This is a genomic window from Mucilaginibacter sp. OK283 (assembly GCF_900110415.1).
GTDB lineage: Bacteria > Bacteroidota > Bacteroidia > Sphingobacteriales > Sphingobacteriaceae > Mucilaginibacter.
In genome coordinates this window covers 671,077-695,586 of the sequence record NZ_FODR01000002.1, presented here as the reverse complement: position 1 = coordinate 695,586, position 24,510 = coordinate 671,077, and the positions used below count along the sequence as shown (strand labels likewise).

At 42.3% G+C, this 24,510-nt stretch carries 23 protein-coding genes; 9 read left to right on the top strand and 14 right to left on the bottom strand.

The window, feature by feature from the left end; translation table 11 throughout:
- Positions 1-6 precede the first annotated feature (6 nt).
- The 3 genes from BMX56_RS07840 (at position 7) to BMX56_RS07830 (ending at position 3,036) form a co-directional block, all read left to right on the top strand.
- Entirely contained in the window at positions 7-687 is a 681-nt protein-coding gene (locus BMX56_RS07840; RefSeq protein ID WP_090643695.1) for a response regulator transcription factor, read from the top strand.
- Positions 688-838: 151 nt separating this feature from the next.
- Positions 839-1,603 (top strand): type I methionyl aminopeptidase, encoded by a 765-nt coding sequence (gene map, locus BMX56_RS07835; RefSeq protein WP_090643692.1) that lies wholly within the window; start codon positions 839-841, stop codon positions 1,601-1,603.
- A 137-nt stretch (positions 1,604-1,740) separates the two neighbouring features.
- The gene (locus BMX56_RS07830; protein WP_090643688.1) at positions 1,741-3,036 is read left to right on the top strand and encodes an NRAMP family divalent metal transporter; all 1,296 of its coding nucleotides are present in this window, start codon (positions 1,741-1,743) and stop codon (positions 3,034-3,036) included.
- 16 nt (positions 3,037-3,052) lie between these two features.
- Here the strand turns inward: BMX56_RS07830 and BMX56_RS07825 are convergent, their stop codons facing one another.
- The 4 genes from BMX56_RS07825 to BMX56_RS07810 are packed head-to-tail and all read right to left on the bottom strand — an operon-like array spanning position 3,053 to position 5,796.
- Positions 3,053-3,706 carry a response regulator transcription factor gene (locus tag BMX56_RS07825; protein WP_090643685.1) on the bottom strand — a complete coding sequence of 218 codons (654 nt, stop codon included), beginning with the start codon at positions 3,704-3,706 and terminating at the stop codon, positions 3,053-3,055.
- 59 nt (positions 3,707-3,765) lie between these two features.
- Complete coding sequence (locus tag BMX56_RS07820) at positions 3,766-4,575, bottom strand: sensor histidine kinase (protein ID WP_090643681.1); 810 nt, start codon at positions 4,573-4,575, stop codon at positions 3,766-3,768.
- The gene (locus tag BMX56_RS07815) at positions 4,559-5,224 is read right to left on the bottom strand and encodes a hypothetical protein (RefSeq protein ID WP_143065390.1); all 666 of its coding nucleotides are present in this window, start codon (positions 5,222-5,224) and stop codon (positions 4,559-4,561) included. The genes BMX56_RS07820 and BMX56_RS07815 overlap by 17 nt, the downstream gene beginning before the upstream one ends.
- A gap of 14 nt (positions 5,225-5,238) precedes the next feature.
- Complete coding sequence (locus tag BMX56_RS07810) at positions 5,239-5,796, bottom strand: hypothetical protein (protein WP_090643672.1); 558 nt, start codon at positions 5,794-5,796, stop codon at positions 5,239-5,241.
- Positions 5,797-6,135: 339 nt separating this feature from the next.
- Here BMX56_RS07810 and BMX56_RS07805 point away from each other — a divergent pair, with 339 nt between their 5' ends.
- The gene (locus tag BMX56_RS07805) at positions 6,136-6,687 is read left to right on the top strand and encodes an inclusion body family protein (protein ID WP_090643667.1); all 552 of its coding nucleotides are present in this window, start codon (positions 6,136-6,138) and stop codon (positions 6,685-6,687) included.
- Between the two features lie 199 nt (positions 6,688-6,886).
- Here BMX56_RS07805 and BMX56_RS07800 read toward each other — a convergent pair whose 3' ends face one another.
- Entirely contained in the window at positions 6,887-7,246 is a 360-nt protein-coding gene (locus BMX56_RS07800; RefSeq protein WP_090643663.1) for a hypothetical protein, read from the bottom strand.
- Positions 7,243-7,884 carry a TNT domain-containing protein gene (locus tag BMX56_RS07795; RefSeq protein ID WP_090643660.1) on the bottom strand — a complete coding sequence of 214 codons (642 nt, stop codon included), beginning with the start codon at positions 7,882-7,884 and terminating at the stop codon, positions 7,243-7,245. Before BMX56_RS07795 ends, BMX56_RS07800 begins: the two co-directional genes overlap by 4 nt.
- A 250-nt stretch (positions 7,885-8,134) precedes the next feature.
- On the opposite strand from BMX56_RS07795, the gene BMX56_RS07790 reads away from it, so the two are divergent.
- Positions 8,135-8,704: a C40 family peptidase gene (locus BMX56_RS07790; protein ID WP_090643655.1), complete on the top strand. Its 570-nt coding sequence runs from the start codon at positions 8,135-8,137 to the stop codon at positions 8,702-8,704.
- A gap of 140 nt (positions 8,705-8,844) precedes the next feature.
- Positions 8,845-9,630 carry a hypothetical protein gene (locus BMX56_RS07785; RefSeq protein WP_090643652.1) on the top strand — a complete coding sequence of 262 codons (786 nt, stop codon included), beginning with the start codon at positions 8,845-8,847 and terminating at the stop codon, positions 9,628-9,630.
- Between the two features lie 177 nt (positions 9,631-9,807).
- On the opposite strand, the gene BMX56_RS07780 is transcribed toward BMX56_RS07785, so the two are convergent.
- The 5 genes from BMX56_RS07780 to BMX56_RS07760 form a co-directional block, all read right to left on the bottom strand.
- Positions 9,808-10,452 carry an START domain-containing protein gene (locus tag BMX56_RS07780; RefSeq protein WP_090643647.1) on the bottom strand — a complete coding sequence of 215 codons (645 nt, stop codon included), beginning with the start codon at positions 10,450-10,452 and terminating at the stop codon, positions 9,808-9,810.
- Between the two features lie 278 nt (positions 10,453-10,730).
- The gene (locus BMX56_RS07775; protein ID WP_090643643.1) at positions 10,731-11,375 is read right to left on the bottom strand and encodes an START domain-containing protein; all 645 of its coding nucleotides are present in this window, start codon (positions 11,373-11,375) and stop codon (positions 10,731-10,733) included.
- Between the two features lie 140 nt (positions 11,376-11,515).
- Positions 11,516-14,203: an alpha-L-rhamnosidase gene (locus BMX56_RS07770; protein ID WP_090643639.1), complete on the bottom strand. Its 2,688-nt coding sequence runs from the start codon at positions 14,201-14,203 to the stop codon at positions 11,516-11,518.
- Positions 14,204-14,453: 250 nt separating this feature from the next.
- A complete protein-coding gene (locus tag BMX56_RS07765; protein WP_090643636.1) occupies positions 14,454-15,263 on the bottom strand; it encodes an alpha/beta fold hydrolase in 810 nt (269 codons plus the stop codon).
- Between the two features lie 8 nt (positions 15,264-15,271).
- The gene (locus tag BMX56_RS07760) at positions 15,272-16,588 is read right to left on the bottom strand and encodes a GntT/GntP/DsdX family permease (RefSeq protein ID WP_090643632.1); all 1,317 of its coding nucleotides are present in this window, start codon (positions 16,586-16,588) and stop codon (positions 15,272-15,274) included.
- A 354-nt stretch (positions 16,589-16,942) separates the two neighbouring features.
- Here BMX56_RS07760 and BMX56_RS07755 point away from each other — a divergent pair, with 354 nt between their 5' ends.
- Positions 16,943-17,302, top strand: a complete 360-nt coding sequence (locus tag BMX56_RS07755; protein WP_090643628.1) for a response regulator transcription factor — start codon at positions 16,943-16,945, stop codon at positions 17,300-17,302.
- A 1,078-nt stretch (positions 17,303-18,380) separates the two neighbouring features.
- Positions 18,381-18,752 carry a response regulator gene (locus BMX56_RS07745; RefSeq protein WP_090643620.1) on the top strand — a complete coding sequence of 124 codons (372 nt, stop codon included), beginning with the start codon at positions 18,381-18,383 and terminating at the stop codon, positions 18,750-18,752.
- A gap of 82 nt (positions 18,753-18,834) precedes the next feature.
- On the opposite strand, the gene BMX56_RS07740 is transcribed toward BMX56_RS07745, so the two are convergent.
- From BMX56_RS07740 to BMX56_RS07730, 3 genes are all read right to left on the bottom strand, one after another.
- Entirely contained in the window at positions 18,835-19,209 is a 375-nt protein-coding gene (locus tag BMX56_RS07740) for a hypothetical protein (RefSeq protein WP_090643616.1), read from the bottom strand.
- Between the two features lie 78 nt (positions 19,210-19,287).
- Positions 19,288-19,794 carry a GbsR/MarR family transcriptional regulator gene (locus tag BMX56_RS07735; RefSeq protein ID WP_090643613.1) on the bottom strand — a complete coding sequence of 169 codons (507 nt, stop codon included), beginning with the start codon at positions 19,792-19,794 and terminating at the stop codon, positions 19,288-19,290.
- 228 nt (positions 19,795-20,022) lie between these two features.
- Complete coding sequence (locus BMX56_RS07730) at positions 20,023-21,120, bottom strand: hypothetical protein (RefSeq protein ID WP_090643610.1); 1,098 nt, start codon at positions 21,118-21,120, stop codon at positions 20,023-20,025.
- A gap of 260 nt (positions 21,121-21,380) precedes the next feature.
- On the opposite strand from BMX56_RS07730, the gene BMX56_RS07725 reads away from it, so the two are divergent.
- Positions 21,381-24,500, top strand: a complete 3,120-nt coding sequence (locus BMX56_RS07725; protein WP_090644038.1) for a tetratricopeptide repeat protein — start codon at positions 21,381-21,383, stop codon at positions 24,498-24,500.
- Positions 24,501-24,510 lie beyond the last annotated feature (10 nt).

Below are 24,510 nucleotides of genomic sequence, written 5' to 3'. Positions count from 1 at the left end.
TTTCAGATGTTGTATGACAAAAAAATCAAGTTAGCTATTGTAGACGATCACAACCTGTTTCGTAAAGGCATTATCAAACTGATAACTCTTGCGGACAAAGGCAACAAATATGAAATTTTATTTGAGGCCGAAAGCGGCGAAGATCTGAAAACTAAAATAAATATTGCCGAATTACCCGACATCATATTGATGGACATTGACATGCCGGACATGAATGGTTACGAAGCGGTTGAGTGGTTAAACAAATGCTATCCGGATATACCCGTTTTAATAATTTCAATGTTTGAAAAGGAAGAAGGCGTGCTTAGAATGCTCCGCCTGGGGATAAAAGGCTATTTATCAAAAGATATTGAAGTAGAGGATATAAACAGAGCCCTTGAAGCTATTGTAAATAAAGGGTATTTTTATTCGGGTTTTGTATCAGACATTATTACAAAACAATTAAACGATAAAAACTCCAATACGGTTAACGCCGCCCAAATAAACAAAACAACTTTTACAGAAGTGGAATTAACGCTTATTAAACTTGCCTGTACAGAGCTTACCTACCTCCAGATAGCCGATAAAATGAATATCAGCCCCAAAACAGTAGATGGTTACCGCGATAATCTTTTCCGCAAATTAGGGGTAAAAAGCCGGGTAGGTTTAGCCATGTATGCTGTACAACATGGGATTGTAAACAAATAATTCGGGGCACAAATTCCAGGGAAAGCTACTGGGAACAACTTGAACAACTACATGGAATGGATAACTCAATTTAACTCCTTGCCGCCTGCCGATCACAAAACGCCCCCTTCCTTCCTGTAAAACCCCTATATTTGAGCAAAAAAAGAATACCATGTCAATCACATCTGAGGAAGAACTATTTGGGATGAAACAAGTGAGCAATGCCGTTGCCGAAACGTTAAAGCAGATGCGAGAGCATGCGGTACCGGGTATGTCGACTAAGGAGCTGGATGATTTTGGAGGTAATATCCTGAATCAAATGGGGGCTAAATCGGCACCAAAGCTAACCTATGGTTTTCCGGGGTGGACCTGCATCAGCGTGAACAACGAGGTGGCGCATGGTATTCCAACCGAGGCCAGGATTTTGAATGAGGGCGACCTGATCAATATCGATGTGTCTGCCGAGCTAAATGGTTTCTGGGCCGATAACGGCGGCTCATTTATACTTGGCCGCGATTTAAACCGACTGCAACCGCTGGTTGATGTTTCAAAACAAATTTTAAAAAAGGCAATCAGTGAGATTAAAGGAGGTGTAAAAATTGCAGACATCGGCAAGCTGATTGAAATGCAGGCCAAACAAGTTGGTTATAAAGTGATCAAGAACCTTGCAGGGCACGGCGTAGGACGAAGCTTACATGAAGAACCGCATGATATACTGAACTGTTATGACAGATATAACTCCGCCCGGTTCAAAAAAAATTCGATTGTAGCCATTGAAACTTTTATTGCCACGCACTCCAGCTATGCAGATCAGCAGGAAGATGGCTGGACTTTAACAGGAAACCGTGGCGGGTACGTAGCCCAGCATGAGCACACTATTATGGTAACTAACGGTATGCCCATCATTCTTACCGCCGCAAACGATATTTGGGCGTAACCGGGTTCCATTCTGGATGCGGGACGAAATTAGCGGCCATCCCATAGATGATTCCATGGTTAAACTGTTCAGGATGAAAAATTTTCAATCTTTATATCGTACCTTATTGCTCTTATTCATTTCAACGTCTACCAGGTATGTCTGTCAACCCCAAACCCCAATTTCGTAAGCGGAAAATTCTGAAATGGCTAAGCCTGCTTGGGCCGGGCTTAACTACCGGCGCGGCAGACGACGACCCGTCGGGCATAGCAACCTATTCGCAAACGGGCGCTCAATTTGGCTATGGCCAGTTGTGGACGGCCCTTTATATGCTGCCCTTTATGACCGCCGTTCAGGAGGCCTGCGCACGTATTGGGCTGGTTACCGGCAAAGGCATAGCTGCTGTGGTGAAAGAACATTACAGCCGTAAGGTATTATACGCGGTTGTAGGGCTGGTAGTGGTAGCCAATACCATTAACATTGGCGCCGATATTGGCGCCATGGCCGCTGCCGCCCAGTTGCTGATACCTATACCTTTTATCATACTGACGCTGTTATTTACTACGGGCATTCTACTACTGGAAATTTTTACCACTTACAAGCTGTATTCCAGGATATTGAAATGGCTGGCGCTTACGCTGCTGGCCTATCCTATAACTGTATTTATTGTTCATCAGCCCTGGGCAACGGTACTGCGGGCAACCCTGGTGCCGCATTTTGAGTTTAGCTTTGCTTTTTTGTTTATCATCACCGGCGTATTCGGAACTACCATTACACCTTACATGTTTTTTTGGGAGGCATCACAGGAGGTTGAGGAAGAACAAGCCAAGGGGCTGGTACGCAACGGCAAACCCAGGATTGGCTGGCCGCACATTCATGCCATGCGTAAAGATAACACCTTCGGTATGATCGTTTCGGAGTTTACCACCTGGTGTATTTTGCTGGTGGCTGCCACGGTTTTACACAACAGCGGCGTAACCGATATTAAAAACGCGGCCGATGCTGCAAAAGCGCTGGAACCTTTGGTGCATTCATTTCCGCATGCCGGCTTCCTGGCCAAACTCATATTTTCTGTCGGTATCATCGGGCTTGGGCTGTTGGCAGTGCCGGTGTTGTCAGGTTCGGCCGCTTACGCGGTGGCTGAAGCCTTTGATTGGAGTGCCAGCCTGAACCTGAAATTCCGCAAAGCTTATGGGTTTTATGGCGTAATTACCGTTGCTACACTGGTGGGCCTGGCTATAAATTTTGTGGGGATAGACCCGGTAAAGGCCCTGGTGTATACCGCGGTGATAAATGGCGTGTCAGCTGTTCCTTTACTGTTCCTCATCGTGAACATAGCGGCCAGTGAAAAAATTATGGGCGTGTATAAAAGCGGCTGGTTATCTAAAACCCTGTTATGGTCAACATTTGTGATTATGGGTGCTGCCGCAGTGGCGTTATTTTTCACATTATAGTTCGGTAAAAGCACATTTATATTATCCCGTTTTTTACCGCAAACATTACCAGGCCGGCGGTATTCCGAACACCTACTTTTTCAATCAGCCTTATCCTGATCCCCTCTATAGAGCGCGGGCTGAGGAAAAGTTGTTTGCCCATTTCGGTAGCTGTTTTTTCTTCACATATCAGTTTTAAAACTTCCTGCTCACGTTCGGTAAATTCAATGTTTTGATTAAACGAGGGCTTCAGATTACCTTTTATCACTAATTTTTTCAGGAGGGCCTTGCTTACTATATCATTAAAATAGTAGCCATTTTCATGTACGGCATAAATTGCCTTACCAATTTCGTCTGAGTCGGCATTTTTTAATAAGTATCCGTTTGCGCCAATCTCCATTAAATGGATGATAAATTTATCGTCATCGTACATGGTTACCACCAAAATTTTAACCGATCCAAATCTCTTTTTAATCAGTTTGGTGGCTTCTATGCCATCCATTACCGGCATTTTTAAATCCATAATAATAACATCCGGCAATTCTTTCTCCATCCCTTCTATTAAATCCTGGCCGTTGCTGGCTTCCATGGTTACTTCAAAATCGTTATGCTGGGCCAGGCCAACTTTTAAACCGTCTCTGAATATAGTATAGTCGTCTGCTATCGCTATTTTTATTTTATCGGGCTTCATAGTTTGTACTCATTAGATGGTGTATCGGATAAAAATATTTGCCAATGTTGCTTATTGCTTCAGGAATTCAGGTTGTCTTTTACATATATATCAATACAATACCCCCCGGCTACCTGCGAAAACGAGAGCTGGCCCTTTATCAAAATTATACGGCTTTGTATGTTCTTTAAGCCAAGTCCGTTTTTTTTAAAGCGTAACTCTTCATACTGCTTCTGGGTTAGCCCGTTACCATCGTGAAAAATGGTTAGCCTTAAAGCGTGGTTTTCATAAACCGAGCTGATATGCAGTTTTTTGGCGTTGGCGTATTTAATGATGTTATTTACCAGTTCCTGAAATATCCGGTAAATACTGATGTCATTTTCGGTTGTTGGCGCTGTATAGGATTCGGCCAATGCAGTTGTAACCTGTATAATATTGCTGTTATGGATTACCTTTTCGGCAAAGTGCTGGATTGCGGTATTCAGGCCCAATTCTTTCAATATCCCCGAGTGAAGGTTATGTGAGATATCCCTTACCTGTTTAATGGCTTCGTCCAGTAACTCTTTGGCTTTTTCATAAAGCTCGTTGTTTTTTTTGTCGAAAACGTTAATTTTTATCCCCTGGAAATGCAGTTTTGACGACGATAATATTGCCCCAACCTCGTCATGCAAATCCTCGGCAATCCGGTGCCGTACCACTTCCTCGCTGCGCACTGCTGCTTCAATTAATTGGTTTTGCTGATTTTCGCGTAAACGTTGAATGTTTTTTTGGTATTGAAATTTCTTTCGCTGAAAAAATATAAAAATCAATAAAACGCTCGCAAACAGAAAAAGCATCACTGCTATTCCCATAAACAAAAAAAGCTTTATTTCTTTATAATTCTGACTCATAAAACGCTTTTGCTATAAAAACACAGAAGATGATAAAGGTGATATTATGGATATTCCATAAGCTTACCGCAAAATTTTGCAGGTGTATAGCGAGTTTGTTATACAGCAGGAATATGAAAAAATTTACCGTTACATAAATCCCCAGGCCGGTAACAATCCATAAATCGGGCTGTTTTTTACTTATTTCCTCGTCATCGTTTATCCTGAATAAATAATATTGAATACAGTAAAACAACAACAGCGCGGCCTCAACCGATAACAGCAGGCTGCTAAAATGCCAGTAGTCAAAAAAATGTTGATAAATGCTGAAGTTTACAATTACAAACCCTGCAAAAACAAGCTGAATAACCTTTTTTGTTGCGGTAAGAAACGGTTGCTTAAGCCGGATAAAATAAGAACTGAACAACCCAAGCCTTACTATGGAATGGATATTATACAGATAATTATTCGATTGAAATTGAACGGGTAGTTTTGTCCTGAATTTCCAGGTTAGGTCGATAGCTATATTTAGTATCAGTGCCATCCAAACATATATTACCACAGGCTTATTAAAGGCCGGTTGTTTTTTGCGGATGTAAAGAAAAGTCAAAGGTATGAGCAATGCCCAAACCTCCGACCAATCGAGAACGTTTTTAAGAATATTTTGCACAGCCTTTATATGTTTTATTGCATAGTGGCCGGCGGCGAAGGGTTTGAATTTACATCGCCGGTGCCGCATTTTAAAACAACCTCTCCTTTTATAATTTGAACCTGGTACACTACATGCTGATTGGACGGCAGTATTATTGGGGTTAAAAGAAGATAGTCAAAGTCCCGTTTTTTTCCGCCGGAATCTTTTAACATATCGAGGATGGTTTTTTTGGAGATATAGGAGTTGCCCAAGATGGCCTTACCGCTTAGCGTGGTTAAACTATCTTTTGCCAATGATAATGTATCGGGGCTGGCAGCATTTAAATACTTCCCGGCCGTATCAATAATGTACGAGATAAGCTGGTAAGGCCGCTTTTCATTATCAGCAGCCGGTGTGTAAAATTGAAAAACGAAGTTATTGGTCTTGGCCGAATCGAGCCAATGGGTAACCTGCCCCGAAGTATATTTTAACGAAGCAAACTTAATGCCCCCGCCTGCCGGCGGCTTACAGGCTGTTACAAATAAAAATACAAAAAAAATAAGTACATAGTGGAGCAATCTGGTAAAATTGCCAAAGGGTTGTTGTTGCATAATAAATTGATTTACAAGGTTTGTGATGCGTAGCTTAATAGTTAATGGCTTTAAAGGCTGGTCAAATTAACTAAGGTTAAGTTAAGTATATTGTTTTAATAATTAATATAATAATATACATTTTTTTCGCAAACGCCCATTTTCTGCGTATAAATACTTATTTATTTTTTTCGGTATTTCTACTCTTCCCTAATTTCTGGTTCCGAGCAATATTTGTATCGCAATAGGGGCATATGATACCGGTTAAGAAGCTTCGGTCATACGCCCCAAAAGCAGGAGTTAACTCGAAAATCCTTTTAAAGAGTAGAGACCATTATTTAACTTTTAAATTTACTACTTATGGCAATTTCACCAGCAAGCGATTCCAATGAAATCGTTTATATCCAGATAGTTATCGATACCGAAGCTATTATAGCCGATAACCCTACACCAAGTACTAATGCAGACAGCCCAACCGGCCTGGCGCATAATTATATGTACATGGTAGCCACCAGGGGCAATGTATTTACTCCACAATCTGAAGGTACGGCAGACCTTAACGTAAAAGCCGTTACCGGCGATGTTGTTCGCTGGTACGCGGTATCTGAAAATGGCAATTTTGACACCGCTGTAGCCATTTACAAAATTGCAAGATATGACAGCAGCGATGATGTATTCAGCGCAGTTGATTTTAATGTTTTTGCCAGGACAGGCATTTTGCCAACTGACAGAACCACATTCCCTATCACGTTTTCGTTACAGAATTACTGGTTTAACAGCGCAACCATCCTTAAAAGCGGAACAGAAAATTACAGTATCAGTTTTGCACTTTACCGCCACACGAGGGACCAGGCAGAGCCGGTATTATTCGGCTACTTTTGGTGGGATCCAACGCTTACCATTCAGTTTTAAACCAAGGCGCCGCAAAAGGCTGCATAGTTAACAACTTTAGCGGTTTACATTACAAATTAGTTTTCCTTTTGTAAGCCTTGTGCAGTTTAACCGCAAATAGCCGACTTGTGATTTGTTATCCAAAACGCAAGTTGGCTATTTTACAAAGGTATCAAGTCGCAAGTATCAGGATTTTTTTAGATCTGCCTTAGGTGCATAGCTAAGCTATTGTCCAAAAGCCTTCCAGGTAAAGCATATAACGGGCCGGTTGAAATTCGCCGTAGGCAAAAACAATTATAGTATTACCTTTTTTGTTGTAATACAGCCTAAGGTTATTGCTACCCTTATATAAATTCAGGAAACCGCCATCGCTAACAAATGCCCCGGTTTTTACAATGAATTCAAAGTCGGCGCTGCTGATAACTTCTCGCAGGTCTTCAAGTGTATTATTGGCAAAGTCATCCAGTTTTATGGTTATGCCCAAGGCGGTTTCACGGCTCAAATCGAATGATTTGTGCAGTATCTCCTGTTCGGGGCCATCAAATATGAGTGACTTTGCCTTTTTATAGTTGATTATCATTTGGGGCTTTCTTTATCTTTTTGCTCGGCAATATACCCGCCTTTTTTCAAATCGTTGATATTATATGGTAATTCAAACTGGATACCTAAACCGGGCTTATTAAACCAGGGGATGATCTGTCCTTTTTTAACACCGGCAATGGGTTTTACAATTTTATAAACCCTGTAAGGCGATTGTAAGGTTTTATCGGGCAAAGCGCGTTGCGGAAACGGCACACCAACAAATGATACAAAGGTGCCCTTGTCCTGGAAAACACTGTCGGCATCGTAGTAACCGCCATAGCGGTCAACCAACAAGCCGGCCTGCAGGGTAATCATTTTTAACGACAGGGCGCCACGGTTTGGGGGCCAGCCACCATTAAGGTTGTTTGTGCTAAAAAATTGCTCTAATTCGGCCCATTTTTCGTGCTTCCAAAGTTGCCAGGCAGTTTTGGCAAGTTGCTTTTTGGTACTGTCGGCAAAATCGGCAACAGAAGCAACAAAAACACTGTACGAAACACCCCGTACAAGGCTGTCATTTTTTTGATGTTCTCTTCCTGAACCAACTGTGTGTTTGTGTGTGTTTTTGGTGTGCCCCGTTTGCGCATCCACAACAAAAGGCAGCAGTACTGCCAACAGCAGTATTCTTATTGTTTTCATAGGACAAGATATTTGGTTTATTAATTAGCTAAAGTTAATATATGTAAATACTTTATCAATGCAAACCGGCATATTTATTTTCAATAATATGTTGGTATAATTAAAAATATCAAAGCAATGCATTTTGATGCCAACTGGCGCCAAAACCGCCGCAATTTGTCAGAACGCTCAAAAAGCCTGATACTTGCCATTGACTTCATGATATCAATGATTGCCCAAAACAATTGCGCAGCATTCATGTATACTTTACATGCATGCCATTCCTCTGTATCTCCTTATCTTATTGACATTTAGCGGTTGCCAGGGCTGCAGCCACGAGGCGGTGGTAATTAACGGGCAAACGTTACTGCGTAGTGATACCCTGCCGCCGCCGACTCCGGATAGCGCGGAATTTGTTACCAGGATAAACACAGCAGGCATAAACCCCGATAGCCTGGTTGCATTTGCTCAAAGTCTGCGGGGTATCCCCTATCTATACGCATCTACCGATCCGGCGCAGGGGTTTGATTGTTCGGGATTTATAACTTATGTGTTTAACCATTTTAAGATAGCAGTGCCCCGCCGGTCGATGGATTTTGACCATGTACACAACCAGATTCCGCTAAGCCAGGCCAAAACCGGCGATCTTGTGCTGTTCACCGGCACCGACAGTACCGACCGTGTACCGGGGCACATGGGTATTTTAATTGTAAAGCCCGGCCAGCCTATGGTATTTATCCATTCCACATCAGGCAAAGCTAAATGTGTTACCGAAACCCCTTTCAGCCCGTATTATGATAGCAGGTATCTGAAAACGATAAGGGTATTTGAAGGAGAGTAGCAAGTAGTTAGTATCAGGTAGCAAGACTTTATTTGCGTGAAGATATGATAGGTTGAATTCTTTTTAAATTTCGGTTAATTTTTTTACTTCGCAAGAACTATCCATGCAAAAACAACGTTTGTATTGAAAATACTGAAACTATGAAAAAGATATTTACCAATACAGTACAGCTATTGTTAGTTGTCATTGGCCTTACCCCTACTCTGGCGAAGGCTCAAAACGCCGATACCGTTAAAACTAAAAACCGGATGCACAGCGGCTGGCATAAAGATATGACCGGCGGCCTTGAACTGCAAGCCGAGTACCGTAAAAACAACGTACGCGATATTAATGCTTATTTGGTGCCAAAAGGCTTCCCGTTGCTGGCCAACAACAGCACATGGTTTAACCTATCAATGACCAGGATGTACAACAACCGCTTTATTACAACACTGGGTATTGGCGGTACAGCGCCCGAGTCGGTAACGGCTAACGATGTAAAGGTGTCGGTTTTCAGAGGGCAAATCCAGGTTGGGGCAGGTTACAACCTATCAACCAACACGGCCTACCGTTTTTATCCAACTGTGGGCCTTAATTTCCAAAACTCGTTCCTTAAAGTGAAGGATAATGGCAATATTAACAGCACTACCGATTTTGGGCAGGAGATTACCCAAAGTTCATCAAGCAAAACGCTTAACCAGCATACATTTGGCATCGAACTTGGAGGTGGCTTTGATTACGTGATACACCTTAAATCAAAACAAATGGATTGTGTAACTGTCGACCGTACCATCCCGATAGGCATCCGTGCGGGCTACTACATCGCCGCCAACAATAGCGACTGGAAGGTGGATGGCCACAAACTTACAACCGGCCCCAACAGCAAACCCAACGGCGTGTTTTTAACCCTGGTACTGGGTTTGGGTTACGGGGTACATAAAAATTAAAAGAAGAGTCAAGAGTTAAGAATCAAGAGTCAAGACAGAAATGGTCAGGTCGGAATTATCTGGATTTTTTTAATCAGCAAAACCGTAACTACAGGCATTCGACAATCTTACAAAGCTTACTTATTGTTTCCAAGAATCACAAATCATCTGAAATTTGCACATCTGAAATCTGCATATTTAATCTATTATATAAGCCAGCTTTGCATTTTTGTAGGCTGGCTTTTGTAATTGCAGCTTTAGCTTTTTAAAGCTTTCAATAGGGCCCTGGGTTACAAACATATTTACCAGCCAGGAGGGGATATTACCTCCGGGATCGGCATGAAGGGTGTACTCAATTTTCACCTTGCCATCGCCGGTTGGGGTTATAATCCATTTTCCGGTTGATTCTTCTATCCGTACGGTATTGGGCTTGCGGGGTACCATATCGGCAATGCAGGGTGCATCTACAGTTATTACTTTGGTAACCGGATCCTGCGTAACTTTTATGTGGGCAATAAAATCGCGGTTGTGCACCGGCCAGGGCACATTCACCAACGAGTAATAATATAATTCGGACGGTGACACCTGTTTGATAACATAGCTGGAAGCAGTATGGTACACCCAGCCGTCGCCATTACTGATATCCATCAAAACCGCCACCAGTTGCGATGGGGTTGCATCCAGGTTGCACTCTACTTTGATAGCTTTAACTTTTGAGGAAGCTATATTGCGGGTATAAACTTTAATACCGTCATCGTTTTTATCAAGGGTCCAACTACCGTCGGGGTTTGCAAAAGCAAAATTCACAACCAACAGCAGTAGCAAGGTCAATTTTTTTTTCATGTTGTTACGGGTTACAGGATCCGTTACATCAAAACTATAAGGCTTATTTATTTTGCCTGTCAGTACAAGGTCATTTGCCTAAGGGTTAATATAAATGTGAAATTGCTATGGCAATTCGCTATAGCGTAGCCCTAAGAAAAACAGAAAGACAAATAATATCGAACATTGAATTTCGAATGTCCAACACCGAAGTTTTTCCTTCATTATTCGAAATTCAGTATTCGATATTTAAATCGTTAGTAGCCCCTTAACTTAATGCCTTCAGGGGCTGGGGAGCCTTACTCGGTTATATAAGGCACCTTTACGTTTTTGTAAGCGGGTTTTTGCAATTGTAATTTTAGTTTTTGGAAGCTTTCGGTGGGGCCTTTGGTGGCAAACATATTGCTCAGCCAGGCGGGGATACTGCCGCCTGGATCGGCATGCAGGGTGTACAATACTTTCACTTTATCTTTACCAACGGGGGTAAGTACCCATTTGCCTTTTGAATCGGCCACGCGCACCACACCGGCCTTGCGGGGTACCATATCAGGGATGCAGGGCGCGTCGACGGTAATAACCTTGGTAGCTACATCCTGCGATACTTTAATATGGGCAATAAAATCGCGGTTGCTCACGGGCCAGGGTACCTCTACCATCGAATAGTAATACAACTCCGATGGCGATACCTGTTTTATAATATAGTTTGATGAAGTATGGTACAACCAGTCCTCGCTGTTTTTTACATCCATCAAAACGGCAACCAGCCGCGAGGCCGGAACATCAAAATGACACTCTACTTTAATGGCGTTTATTTTTGAGTTGGGCACTTTTCGGGTATATATTTTTACGCCGTCGTTACTGTGTTTTAACACCCAGCCCTCATCGTTTTGTGCAAATGCTGTATTTACAATCAGCAGGATTATTAATGTTAATTTGTAGTACATGGTAGCTAACCGGGTTGCAGGTCCCCGATGTAACAAAGCTATATACAAAACAGGCCGGTTGTGTTACCGGCCTGTCAGTTTAACGTCATTTAGGTTAACACTGGTTCATTAAAACGAGTGCGATAAGCAAAAAATCCCCTTTAGGGGGCCGGCGGGCTTATTTTAAATTCATAGTTACCCGCCATCGCTTTATATTCCTTACCAATGGATTTACCTGATAAGGTGACTTTACCTGCCGGGAAAGTTATACTTGCTGTTGAATTTGCGGGCACAACTACTTTATAAGTAACCGTACTCCCCTCCCGTTTCCATGATGATAAGATTTTGCCGTAGGGGCCAGCATGCGTGGCTGTAAACTCATTTAAGCCGGGTACAAAATACGGCGCCAGGATCACATTTTTAAATCCGGGCTCATTTGCATCGGGCTGAATGCCTGCAATGCCTTTGTATAGCCAGGCCCCAATTTCGCCAAACATAATGTGGTTAAGGGAGATATCAGATTTGGCATCAATCTGCCAGTTTTCGTACAGCGTTGTGGCGCCGTTCACCATCCACCATCCCCACGAAGGGAAGGTTTCCTGCGACGCTATCCTGTACGCCACATCGGGGTAACCATTGTCGCTCAGGGCGCTTAAAATGGCTTTGGCACCAAGAATACCCACATCCAGGTGGTAATTATCGGCAGCAACACGGGTAGCCAGGTTAGCAGCCACCTTGGTTTTCATGTTATCGGGTACCACACCCCAAAATAACGGAACACTCAGCTCGGTTTGAAAACCCTGACCGTAAATGCCGGTTTGCATGTTGAGGTATTTGGCATTAATAGCGTTTTTTATTTTTGCAGCCAGGGCTGTATATTTTACAAAGTCGGCTTGTTTACCCAAAATATGAGCTGCCTTGGCTAATATCGTTGCATCTGTATAATAATAAACCGACGAGGTAAGCTCAACCGGCGAAACAGATTTCACCGGCACCCAGTCGCCAAGTCCCCAGCTGGTAAGGCCGGTTGGGTAAAGCTCATCTATGTGGTTCACATATTTTTCGATGCTGGTATAGCTATCGGCCAGTAGTTTGCTATCGCCATAAAACAAATAGATATTCCAGGGGATGATGGCAATGGTGCTTGTCCAATCGGGGCCGTTACCCCACTCATAGCCCCAGCCGCCGGTAGGGATAATGGATGGTAATACGCCGTTGGGCTGTTGCTCGTCGCGGTGGTCGGCCAGCCATTTTTCGTAAATGGTGATGGCATCAAAATTATACAGTCCTGTTTCGCTGGCTATGTGGGCATCGCCTGTCCAGCCGTTTTTTTCGCGTTGCGGGCAATCTGTTGGGTAGCCAAACAGGTTGCTCAGGTAGCTGTGGTTGGTGGCGCTCCAAATTTGGTTAATAGTTTGGTTTGATGAGCTTACCTCGCCTACCGGCTGTACATCGCTGTGCATAAAGTAAGCCTTTAAACTTTCTTTGGTCAGCTGGATGGGCTTGCTGCTGCTTACCTCTACATACTGAAATCCCTTATAGTTAAACTTAGGCATAAAGGTTTCTTCGCCTTTGCCACCAAGGATAAAAATATCGGTCTGGAAAGGGTCTTTATCATCGGTTGGGCGGTAATGCAGATCGATATTGGATTGATCTACGTGGCCGTTTTTGTTCAGCCGTTCGGCGTGTTTCAGTCGGATCACTGTGCCCGAATCACCTTTAACGGTAATCTGGCTTACGCCGGATATATTGCGACCAATATCAAACACCCATAGGTTATTATCAATTTTAGTAACGGTTTTGGTGGCTATCTCCTCTACATTGCGAATAGGCTGCAGGCTTTGGGCCACAATATTTGCTGATGGGGCCGAGCGGTTGATAACGTTTTTCCATGCCGAGTCGATAAAATCGGGGGTATTCCATCCGGGCTGCTCCTTGCGGGCATCATAATGTTCGGCGGTATAAATACTGTTGAATACTACAGGGCTCAGTGATGTTTTCCACCGGGTATCAGATGATATCGTTTCGGTAGTGCCGTCGGTATAAGTCACCCTTAAATCCATGCAAAAAGCTGGCCTTCCGCGCCACGGCGCCTGGTGAAAAAACCATACAGCCGTGCTTTGGTGGTTGTACCAGCCGTTGCCCAATAATACACCTACCGCGTTTTTACCATTTTGCAGGTTGGCGGTTACGTCATAGGCAACATAAAGTGTGCGCCTGTCAAACCGGGTATACATCGGGTCGAGCCTGTGGTTGCCAATTTTCTTACCATTAATGTAAAGCTCATACAAACCGGCTACCGCTATATACGCCCTTGCCGACCTGACAGTTTTACCCACTTTAAAGGTGTTACGAAAATAGGGGGCGGGGTTAACCGATATACCTTTATTATCACTTATCCACGATCCTTTCCAGTTTCGCATTTCCATCATGCCGGTTTCAAAGCTTGTAATTGCCGATGCGCTTAATTTTTTACCGGCCTTATCCCATACAATAACCTTCCAAAAATATTTGGTAAATGGTTGCAGGGCCTTGCCGTTGTAGGTAACCAGGCCGGCAGCCGAAACTACCCTGGCAGTTGTCCAGCTATCACCCCTGCCTGTGGCAACGGCCGCCGAATCGGCACCTACAAACAGTTGATATGCGATTTGGGCTGCGCCCTGCCGCGCATCGGCCATTTGCCAGGTTAAACGCGGATGTTTGGCATCGATACCTATCGGAGCAACCAGGTATTCGCACTTCAGGCCCGTAGTTGCAGGCGTTTGTGCAAAAGCAACTGCCGAAATTTTAAACAAACAAATAAACAATAAAGCGGTGTAAAGCGCAGGTTTGCGTAAACATTGTTTCATCTTAAAAAGGAATATCCAGGTTTATAATAGTAGTAAAAGCTTTTAGCAAAATCATGGGTACGGTATACCGAAAGTATTCTTCAACTTACAACCCGCAATGTAAAACGATATTTTTATTTAGGTGTCCTGCACAGTCTTGAACAACCCTTAGAAAAATAAATGGCTCTAAAAACGCCCGATATTACAACACTTCATTCAAATTCGCCCAATATCCCCCCCTGTCAATAGCCAGCAATGCCCTACTCAAAGTTTATTTAAAAAACTCCATCACGCTGGCCGAAAACTGTACCGTTTTTGATGCAGCGTTATGGTCGCCAGGCACATAACTTAGTTTGGATGTCGCGATCATTTTATGTAATGCTGTTTCAGATCCGCCGTCATGATCTTCTGTGCCATTTATCAGCAATACCGGAATTTTCACTTTAGCCAATTCCTCCGGACTTGTTGACGGCTGATATTTTTGTTGCAAAGCCAATGCAGGTACATCAAAAGCCGGGTTACTATGAATATATTTTATCATACCATCCACATCATGAAAACTTGTATCGCCCATCAAGGCTTTGTATGCGTGCACGCGCCTTGGCCATTCGGGATTGGTATATGCATCGCCCATACCGCCCATTACCAATTTTTGCACCCGCTTATCCAGCACCAGTAACCGCGATGCGATGATAGACCCGCGCGAATAGCCCACCACGTTATATTTTTTGATCCCCAGGCTGCTTACCAACCCCATTATGTCTTTAGCCTCGGCATCGTTAGCGTAACCAGCATCTGTATGCGGCTTGTCCGACTGTCCGTTGCCGCGTTGGTCAAGTACAATCACTTTATAACCGGCAGCAAGCAAATCGGGGTAAAGGTGCCCGTTTTTCCATCCCTGCCCAGTGCCCGAAAACCCGTGAATAAGCACAACCGGCATTCCGCTGCCCTTAACCTCGTAATAAATTTTTACGCCGTCGGCCGCCGTATAAAAGTTTCCGGCCGCTTCCTGTCCAAAACCGGCAAGGTTTGCTGTAAGCGCTATTAACAATACTGTTATTAATTTTATAAGTTTTTTCATTACGGGCCTTACTTTACAAACTGGTTAATAATTAATACTCCCGCAAGGCCTGTTAATGAAACCAACGTTTCCATTACCGACCATGACCTGATGGTATCTTTTATGCTGATGTTAAAATATTCTTTAAAAAGCCAAAAGCCCGAATCATTAACATGCGAAAACGCCAGGCTTCCTGCACCTATAGATAGCACCATTAAATTAGGATCAACGTGACTTTTGGTTACCAATTTTACCAAAATTCCCGCCGCTGCAAGCCCGGCCACCGTTGCCGATCCTAAACTAACACGAATAATGGCCGCTATAACCCAACCTAAAAGCAATGGCGGCAGGTTCAAGGCCTTTAACTGATCGGCAATCTGATCGCTGGCGCCACTGGCGGTTAAAACTTCGCTTAAAGCTCCCGAGCCGGCAATAATAAGCAGTATGAGCGCTATGTCTTTAACAGCATCGGTATAATTACCGGCCAGGGTGCCCATTTTTTTTCCCTGTTTAATACCCAGCGTAAAAGTGGCCACCAGAAGCGCAACCAACATTACTATGGAAGGATCGCCAAGGAAAGCTATCAATTTTACCACGAAAGCATCTTTGATACCCAGGTACGGGAACAAGGCCGAGAGCATTAATAATATCACCGGCAGTAAGGCAGTAAGAAAACTATTTACAGCGCCGGGCAATTTTTCGGGCGGCAGTTCATCGGCCCTGAAAGTAGCCAAAGGTTCCGAAGGTATTTTCTTTAAAAACCGGGCAAACAACGGGCCGGCAATTATAATGGCCGGTATGGCTATCATCAAGCCATAAATAAAAGTTGTGGCCATGTTGGCATGAAACATAGCTACCAGCGCCGATGGCGATGGGTGCGGCGGTAAAAAACCATGCGTAACCGATAATGAGGCCAGCATGGGTAAGCCAATATAAACCGCCGGTAATTTATATTTATAAACCACCGAAAATATAAGCGGCACCATTAATACAAAGCCAATTCCATAAAAAAGCGGGATACCGATGATAAAACCGGCCGAAACCAGTGCCCACTGTATATGTTTTTGGCCAACCGCCCTAACCAATACTTCGGCTATTTTTTGGGCAGCTCCGCTAACGGCCACAAGTTTACCCAACATGGCGCCCAGGCAAATGATAATAAGCAATTTGCCCATAATATCGCCCATACCTTTTTGCACAGAGGCCATCAGCTTATTTATCGGAATGCCCAACATTAACCCCGCGGCTATAGCAACAATAAGAAAAGCTACAAAAGGGTTTACCTTGCCCCAGCTTACCAATAAAATAAGCAGGATAATACAAATAAGGATAATTGCTAACACCATTACATCAAATTGTTAAATTGGACACGTAGGCCAAATGTGATGCGACTAAAGTAGCAACTATATTTGATTTAAGCTTTTATGCAAACTGATAAATTTATGAAGATAACAGCCATTAATTATTTGCTTAAAAGCTGGCAAAAGCCTCAACTATCTTCTTCTTTTTTTAAAGAAAATTAATTAAAACAAAAAAATCACTAAAGCCATATTCTTTTTTTATGTCACTCTATAAAAAATGTTTAGGTTTGTGTGCTGATTTATCGTTAATAATGGCCTCCCCTACTGTTATTTTATTCAACAGCGTTAGTTAAAGATACTTTAATACATTTTAGGCCCTCTTCACCCTTTACGTTTACTATGTCAAAGCGTATTTTAGTATTAGACGATAATCAGGACATTTTAGAAATTGTCCACGAGACACTCACGTACGAACAATTTGAAGTACGCAGTACCTCAAACAGTGGGGACGTATTACCGCTAATAGAAGAGTTCGCTCCCGATCTGGTTATATTGGATTATCGCGTGGCCGGCACAAATGGCGGCGAAATTTGCAAAACAATCAAAGTGCATCCCAAATTTGGCAACACGCCCGTTATTATATTTTCGGCTTATTTAAGTAATGATGACCACCTTTTAAATTATGGTTGCGACGGCATTATCAATAAGCCTTTTGATCTTGTAGAACTTGTAGAGAAAGTTAACAACCTGATAAAATAATTGCCCCGCAACTGCGCTTCATCCCCACTATTTAAGCCGAAATATCACAGCTTCTTATTTACTTTTTACCGCGCTTTTAACAAGAATTTAAAAAGATTGTTTAAAATCTGATATTTTTTCAAAAAAAAATTCTTTTTCGTCAAAAAAAATAAAAATAAGATAATAAACAACCTAAATGATTGAAATATTGTTAACAATCATATCTTTGTGATAGTAAAAACAAAACGTAATTAGATACAATAAACCCCTGATTGTATTATGGTTGTACAAATAAACCCTCAGCAAGGTACAAAGGCACCACAAAAAAAGAAGCCGTTGTGCCCAAGATGCAAGGCAGAACTCGAAGACAGGATCCCGAGAGGTTTTTTTGCCAGGCGTTTTTTATTTTTCCTTCCGATTAAAAGATACATTTGTTATCGGTGCCAACGCAAGAGACATGTTTTTTATTAATTTAACTAATAAAAAATAAACTAAAAGTATATAAATACTAACTTATTGGTAGTATTTGGACGTGGGGTACTGTTTTATACAGGCTATATTGTAAATTGCCATCCCTATATTACTATGGCAGACGATCAAAATATCAGCGAAAAATCAAGAAAAGTATATTATTGCTCAAAATGTGGAACCCCTTTCCATTTTAAAATGCGCCGTGGCTGGTTTACCAAAAGGGTTTTGTTTTTTTTACCTATAAAAAAGTACTTCTGTGCCAGATGTAAAAAGGCAAGTTATATTTTTGCCAGGCAGGATGAAGCATAGTGTTAACCGCTGAATTTGGAGCCTCAAGTCAAATTTCCTTCTTTCTTATTTAAAAACGATGACTTTAGCAAAGGTCAATCATCAAATTTGAACCAAAGAATTAGTACAAATTGTTTCGTTTTTACAACATTCCCCATCTTTTCATTTCTTTATTCCGGTGTTTTTACATTTATTTTGAATTAAATTAAGTATAAGCACAATATTACACTGATTTAAAACTACTTATCAAGCTAATTTGGTATAACATTTGCTTATGTTCCACGTAAAGTTATTAATTAATGATTAATAACATTTTTTGAAGATACTAAAAGACAATACCATGAGACGGATATTAGCGGTTGATGATGATAAGGACATACTGGAGGTTTTACAATACATACTTGAAGAATCGGGCTACGAGGTTGAAACACTTTCAGACGGTCATTACCTTTTTGACAGGATCAGAAAGCATCATCCCGACTTGATTTTACTTGATATTATGCTGGGGGGCTTAGATGGACGTGAGTTATGCAAACATATTAAGGGCATGAAAGAAACCCATAACATCCCGGTTATTATGATCTCGGCCAGCCACAATGTTTCTGACAGGGTACTCCAAAGTAATGGCGGCCCGGACGATTTTATAGCCAAACCCTTTGACATTGATGTATTATTGCACAGTGTGAAAGCACGGCTTAACCATGCAGCCTAATGGTAAAAATAGCAGGTTAGCCGTTTGCGCCCCTGCTATCTTGGGCATACATCATGCCCCAAGGCGTCTGTTTCTATTACGTTTATTGAATATTTATATTAAAAGCCTTATCCCGTTTTGCGCGGCTACGTAGTTTAAAAAACACAACCAGGTTTAAAAAGTGCATACCACCCAAAATTAAAATTATACATCCCAACTTGTAGCTTAACACCTCTACCACTACCTGTGTGCTGCCAATGCTCCCTGTTTCTTTCAAAGCCAGGCTCATATACCCAATATTAACAAGGTAAAAGCCAACTACAAGCAATTTATTTACAGAGTCGGCCAATTCATTATTACCGTGAAAAATATCCACCAAAAAAACACGGCCGTTTTTGAATAATACTTTGGCAACCCAAACAGTTAATGCAATGCTTACCAGCAGGTAAACAAAGTAAGTTAAAATAAAGTAGTTCATGATTTTGTGATTTGTGTTTATATGTATTTTAATTATTTAATTTTCAGAAAGAATTGAAATTAAAGTTCAAAAAAAATGTTACTTGAACATTTTAAATATCGACCCAAAAAACCAACTTTCTTCTGCTTTCAGCATGGTATCCAAAGTTGTATTTACGTTTTTGGCCAGTTTATTAATGTCGTTTATTGATGTTTTAAAAGTTTTATAGGCAGGGTCATTTTCATCACCTTTAACTTCGGTTAATTGGGCAAGAATCTTCAAAACCGGGTCAAGCTCGCGTTTCTTACGCTCTTCGGCCACGCGGCGTGCAATTACCCAGGTATCTTTCTCGGCATAAAAAAACTCTTTCCGTTCGCCGGTTTTGTGTTGTTTTTCAACCAGCCCCCAATCAATCAAATCGCGCAGGGTCATATTGGCATTGCCACGCGATATACTTAATTCAGCCATCACATCCTCGGTTGTCAAGGCCTCGGGCGATACCATCAGCAACGCATGTACCTGTGCCATAGTACGGTTAATGCCCCACTCCGAACCCAGCTTTCCCCAGGCCTCAATAAACTTCAGCTTCGCTTCTGCCAATTCCATATCCAAATATAGATAAGTTTTTAAACTTTCAAAAATAAATGAAATTAAGTTTTAGATTTTAAATGTGCAAATTTCAGATATGCAGATGACGCTTCGCAAGCCATGTTGCTCGTGACACTCATAATTCGATAGATAATTTGCCCCTCACGCTCAGCCAAAACAGGCATCTCCAAATTCGAAATTTAAAATGGCCACATCTGCATATCTGAAATTTGCACATCTGCACATCTAAGGCTTAAGTTCTTTATCAATCTTCTTATTCCACTCCTCCTGCACGCTAACATTAAGCCCGTGGTTTGTTTCGTCATCATACTGTTTTTGCAGGTCGTTCATTTCCCTGAACGAATCGAGGTAATCCACGTTAATCGGGCCATCATAATTGTCAACCGTAAGTTTTTCTTTGAGCAAATGCTGCTTAAAATGCTCCATCACCAACTTTACAATATCAAAGTGCCTTTGCTCGTGATTTAAATTATAAGGAGTACGGCCTCCATCCTTTACCCAGCAAGCGCTTTTGGGCAAATATGGTTTTAGGCTTATGTGCACGTTAATAATTCCCTTAACAACCTCCACATGCTCTCCATAAGCTATGCTCGGAAAAACTTCAGCTTCATATTTACTGGCAAGGGGCCTTTGCTGAAAATCGTCCCAACTTAAACGCCGCTTGGCCGAATAGTAAATAGTGTCGCCTTCGGGTTGTTCGGCATAATCACTAAAAATTAATTTTACACCTTTGGCCAGCTTAATATTGCCCCCAGCTTGTTTATCTATCCAGCTATTAAAATACAACAGCCCCACCCGTAACGAATTACCTAACAGCCCGCCCACATCCATTTGCTGCCCTGTGCCCCTGGTATAGTTTGTCCCCCCGCGGTAATCAATCAGCCGCAGGTCATCATCATCCTTTTTTAACCAAAATGATAAAACAATACTCAATTTGCCTTCAACTTTACCTCCCGGCTGCAAAGTTTCATCTACCATTAGTTTTTTGATATGGATAATAACCGGCCTTAATATTTTATCGGGCGGCAGGCTTTTGCCCATATATTCTTTAACTGCCGGTAGCGTGCCCCCTACCAGATCAACCCTGTATTTTGGTGTGGCTGGGGTTAGCTGCGCAGCAGGTAAAAGCCAGGCTACAGCACCGCGGTCGTCCCGGTCATCCACAACCCCGGCAATGTAAAATTCGTTGGCCGGCAATAAAAATTGCGGGGCGGTTAAAACAATTGGCCCGTTTATTTTTTGTGCATTACAAAACAACGGAAAAAACAAAATGATTAACAGCTTAAGTCTTTTACCGGCAAAACGGTATATCCCGGCCGACACGAAAATCGGGCAACACACGCAAACAAACATATTATCAAACACGCTTAAAGTTTAAAAAAATTGCGGCAGCTTATACTAATTGGTTATTTTGCGTTCCCCGCCCTGGCTATAGAACAGTCAACAATTTTAAAGTTTTCCACACACATATCATCTTTAATATTACCTTCGTTTTATAAACGTGTTTTCCACATTTGTTAACTACTTATGTTAATTAGCCATTTTCGTTTCGCTAATTTAGCATCATCGTTAGTATGCGCTTTATGATCAAAAAAAGATACATCCCCCTGCTAATTCCTGTTTTTATAGCTTCAACCGCTCTGGCACAGCAAAATCCATCTACCCAGGTTTACCGCACTTACCATACCGCCATCGACCTGATGAGTAAAGGAAAATATGCATCTGCGGCCGAGCAATTCCGGCTATTAGAAACTGCCCGGCTAAAAACTACCAACCAGCCCAAGTTCGAGTCGGATTTGTCGCTGGTAAAAGAAAACAGCCAGTATTACGAAGCCTTTTGCGCTCTTAACCTTAATAATGACGATGCCGAAAGCATGTTTCTGCGTTTCATTAAAGAACATCCTGAAAATCCGCTTACTAAACTGGCTTATTTCCAGATAGGCAAATCATATTTTAAACAAGGCAACTACGAAAAATCAATTGAATGGTTTGATAAAGTACAGGCCGGCGAGCTTAACGGCCATGATAATACCGAGTATAAATTTCGCAAAGGCTACGCTTATTTTTCGTTAGGTAATTTTAAAGAAGCCCAATTGCTTTTTGCGGAAGTAAAAGCCAAAAAAACCGAATTTACCGAGGATGCAACTTATTACTTTGCCTACATAGCCTACCTCAACAAAGATTACCACCTGGCATTGGTAAACTTTGAGCGGTTAAAAAAATCAAAAAAATACGAAAACAGCTACCCTTATTACATTTCGGCCGTTTACTTTTTAGATAAACGCTATGACGATGTAATAAACTACGCGGTACCTATTGTTAATAACACCCACCAGCAAAATGAAACCGAAATGCTGCGCATCATTGCCGCATCGTACTTTGCCAAAGGCAATTTTGACAATGCTGTTAAGTACTACGGCCGTTTCCAGGACCGTGACCAGGGGCGTACCCAAAACACACAGGATAGCTATCAGATAGGTTACACCTTTTACAAGGTGGGCAACTACGCCCAGGCGGCCAGCGAACTTGAAAAACTGGTGGAGCAAAAAGATGTATACAGCCAAAATGGCAACTACACCTTAGGCGATGTTTTCCTGAAAATGAACAACAAGCAAAGTGCACGTAACGCTTTCCTTAATGCATCAAAGCTTAATTACGACAAGCAATTACAGGAAGATGCCTTGTATGAGTACGCCAAGCTATCATACGAACTGGATTTTAATACCGAAGCCCTTGCCGCCACGCGTTTATATCTTAAAAACTATCCGCGCTCGCGCCGTAATGATGAGATGAAGGTTTTATTAGGCGAAGAACTGCTAAACTCCCGTAATTATAAAGAAGCGGTTGACATCCTGGAACCCATCCCCAATAAATCAGAAAGTGCTCAGATAGCTTATCAAAAGGTTACCTATTACCGTGGATTGGAGTTTTATAACGAGCGCGCCTTTGAAAACGCCATAGGTATTTTTCTTCGGTCGCTAAAAAACCCTATCGACCCAAAAACCGCAGCCCTTACCACTTACTGGATGGCCGAAGCCATGTACGAGGTACGTAAATATGCCGAGTCGGTTGAAACCTTTGAACGGTTTTTAGATATGCCCGAGGCTAAGGAAACCGAAGTGGCCAACTATGCCAACTACGCCGTGGGTTACGCTGCCTTTTATGGCGAGCAATACAAAAAAGCAGCTAACTATTTTGAAAAGTTCCTGGCCGGCGACGTAAAAGACGAAAGTACCCAAAACGACGCGGTAACCCGTATTGGCGATAGCTACTTTGTGCTTAAAAGCTACGGCAAAGCGCTTGATTACTACAACCGCATTATTGCCAGGCATAGCCAGGGCGAAGATTACGCATTGTTTCAGCGTGGCATGATCCAGGGATTGCAGGGCTCGTTGGATACCAAGATAAGCACGTTGAACGATGTGCTGAACAAATTCCCAAATTCTGATTATGCCGATGATGCGTCGTTCGAGATAGCCTACACTTATTTCCTGAAAACAAACGGCGATAAAGCCAAAACAGATTTGCAGGCCATGATTCAGAAATACCCGCGCAGCAGCTACATCCCGCGTGCGCTGGTTACTATTGGTTTAATTGATTACAATGCCGGTAATGATGATGTGGCCGTTGAATCATTCAAAAAAGTGATCCAGGATTACTCATCAACCGATGAGGCTAAACAGGCGCTTAAGCAGATAGAAAAAATTTATACAGATAAAGGTGATGCCCAAACATTTATTAGCTATGCGGCTACCACACCGATAGGTAACTACACCGCTGCCGACCAGGAAAGCATTATGATAACTGCTGCCAACAACCTTTATTTAAAAAACGACTGGCAAGGCGCATTAGGTGCCGTAAACGCTTACTTTGATAAGTTCCCGGGCAAGCAGATTTACGAAAAACAAGCAAGGTTTATAAGGGCGCAAAGCTTAACCAACCTGAACAGGACACAGGAAGCAGTAGTGGACTATAACCTGATATTAAACGACTGGACAAGCGCCTACAGCGAAAAATCATTAATAGCGATGGCCAAGCTTTACATTAGCCAGCAAAAATATAACGAAGCAGTGGTATTTCTGAAACGGTTGGAAACCAATTCAGAATATAAGGCCGATTATACCTTTGCCATTAATAACCTGTTGCTTTGCTATGCCGAAATGAAAATGCCGGACGACGCGCTGAACTATGTAAAACTGGTTAGGGAAAACGATAAAACCGCGCAGGAAGATAAATTCCGTACAGGTTTATATGCAGGTAAGGCTTATTTGCAAAGGGGCGATACAACCACCGCAATTAAGGAATTAAACTACACCATAACCAACACCAAAACAGTTGCCGCAGCCGAAGCAAAATACAATGTAGCACAGGTGGAGTATTTAAAAGGCCGGTACAAAACATCGCAAAAAATGTGTTTTGATCTGGCTAAGGAGATGCCAAACTACGATTATTGGGTAGCCAAAACATATATCTTATTAGCCGACAACTACCGGGCCCTGAAAGACAATTTCCAGGCTAAAGCAACCCTGCAAAGTATTATTGATAACTATAAAGCCGATGATGATATACTGCCAACGGCCAAACAAAAACTGGATGTGTTAAACGGTGGCAAATCAAGCAAAAATGCCGCACCTGTAGTACCTGATACCGGCGACAATAAAGCAGCGCCTGCGGATACCACCAAAACCCCAGCCCAAAACTAACAGGATAACG

Excerpts from the sequence above, each read along its gene's own strand:
- BMX56_RS07840 (WP_090643695.1), top strand. The coding sequence starts at position 7 with ATGTTGTATGACAAAAAAATCAAGTTAGCTATTGTAGACGATCACAAC.
- BMX56_RS07770 (WP_090643639.1), bottom strand. The coding sequence starts at position 14,203 with ATGAAACAATGTTTACGCAAACCTGCGCTTTACACCGCTTTATTGTTT.
- BMX56_RS07755 (WP_090643628.1), top strand. The coding sequence starts at position 16,943 with ATGTCAAAGCGTATTTTAGTATTAGACGATAATCAGGACATTTTAGAA.
- map (WP_090643692.1), top strand. The coding sequence starts at position 839 with ATGTCAATCACATCTGAGGAAGAACTATTTGGGATGAAACAAGTGAGC.
- BMX56_RS07775 (WP_090643643.1), bottom strand. The coding sequence starts at position 11,375 with ATGTACTACAAATTAACATTAATAATCCTGCTGATTGTAAATACAGCA.
- BMX56_RS07825 (WP_090643685.1), bottom strand. The coding sequence starts at position 3,706 with ATGAAGCCCGATAAAATAAAAATAGCGATAGCAGACGACTATACTATA.
- BMX56_RS07745 (WP_090643620.1), top strand. The coding sequence starts at position 18,381 with ATGAGACGGATATTAGCGGTTGATGATGATAAGGACATACTGGAGGTT.
- BMX56_RS07735 (WP_090643613.1), bottom strand. The coding sequence starts at position 19,794 with ATGGAATTGGCAGAAGCGAAGCTGAAGTTTATTGAGGCCTGGGGAAAG.
- BMX56_RS07790 (WP_090643655.1), top strand. The coding sequence starts at position 8,135 with ATGCATGCCATTCCTCTGTATCTCCTTATCTTATTGACATTTAGCGGT.
- BMX56_RS07800 (WP_090643663.1), bottom strand. The coding sequence starts at position 7,246 with ATGATAATCAACTATAAAAAGGCAAAGTCACTCATATTTGATGGCCCC.
- BMX56_RS07725 (WP_090644038.1), top strand. The coding sequence starts at position 21,381 with ATGATCAAAAAAAGATACATCCCCCTGCTAATTCCTGTTTTTATAGCT.
- BMX56_RS07780 (WP_090643647.1), bottom strand. The coding sequence starts at position 10,452 with ATGAAAAAAAAATTGACCTTGCTACTGCTGTTGGTTGTGAATTTTGCT.
- BMX56_RS07830 (WP_090643688.1), top strand. The coding sequence starts at position 1,741 with ATGTCTGTCAACCCCAAACCCCAATTTCGTAAGCGGAAAATTCTGAAA.
- BMX56_RS07805 (WP_090643667.1), top strand. The coding sequence starts at position 6,136 with ATGGCAATTTCACCAGCAAGCGATTCCAATGAAATCGTTTATATCCAG.
- BMX56_RS07740 (WP_090643616.1), bottom strand. The coding sequence starts at position 19,209 with ATGAACTACTTTATTTTAACTTACTTTGTTTACCTGCTGGTAAGCATT.
- BMX56_RS07760 (WP_090643632.1), bottom strand. The coding sequence starts at position 16,588 with ATGGTGTTAGCAATTATCCTTATTTGTATTATCCTGCTTATTTTATTG.
- BMX56_RS07795 (WP_090643660.1), bottom strand. The coding sequence starts at position 7,884 with ATGAAAACAATAAGAATACTGCTGTTGGCAGTACTGCTGCCTTTTGTT.
- BMX56_RS07785 (WP_090643652.1), top strand. The coding sequence starts at position 8,845 with ATGAAAAAGATATTTACCAATACAGTACAGCTATTGTTAGTTGTCATT.
- BMX56_RS07765 (WP_090643636.1), bottom strand. The coding sequence starts at position 15,263 with ATGAAAAAACTTATAAAATTAATAACAGTATTGTTAATAGCGCTTACA.
- BMX56_RS07810 (WP_090643672.1), bottom strand. The coding sequence starts at position 5,796 with ATGCAACAACAACCCTTTGGCAATTTTACCAGATTGCTCCACTATGTA.
- BMX56_RS07820 (WP_090643681.1), bottom strand. The coding sequence starts at position 4,575 with ATGAGTCAGAATTATAAAGAAATAAAGCTTTTTTTGTTTATGGGAATA.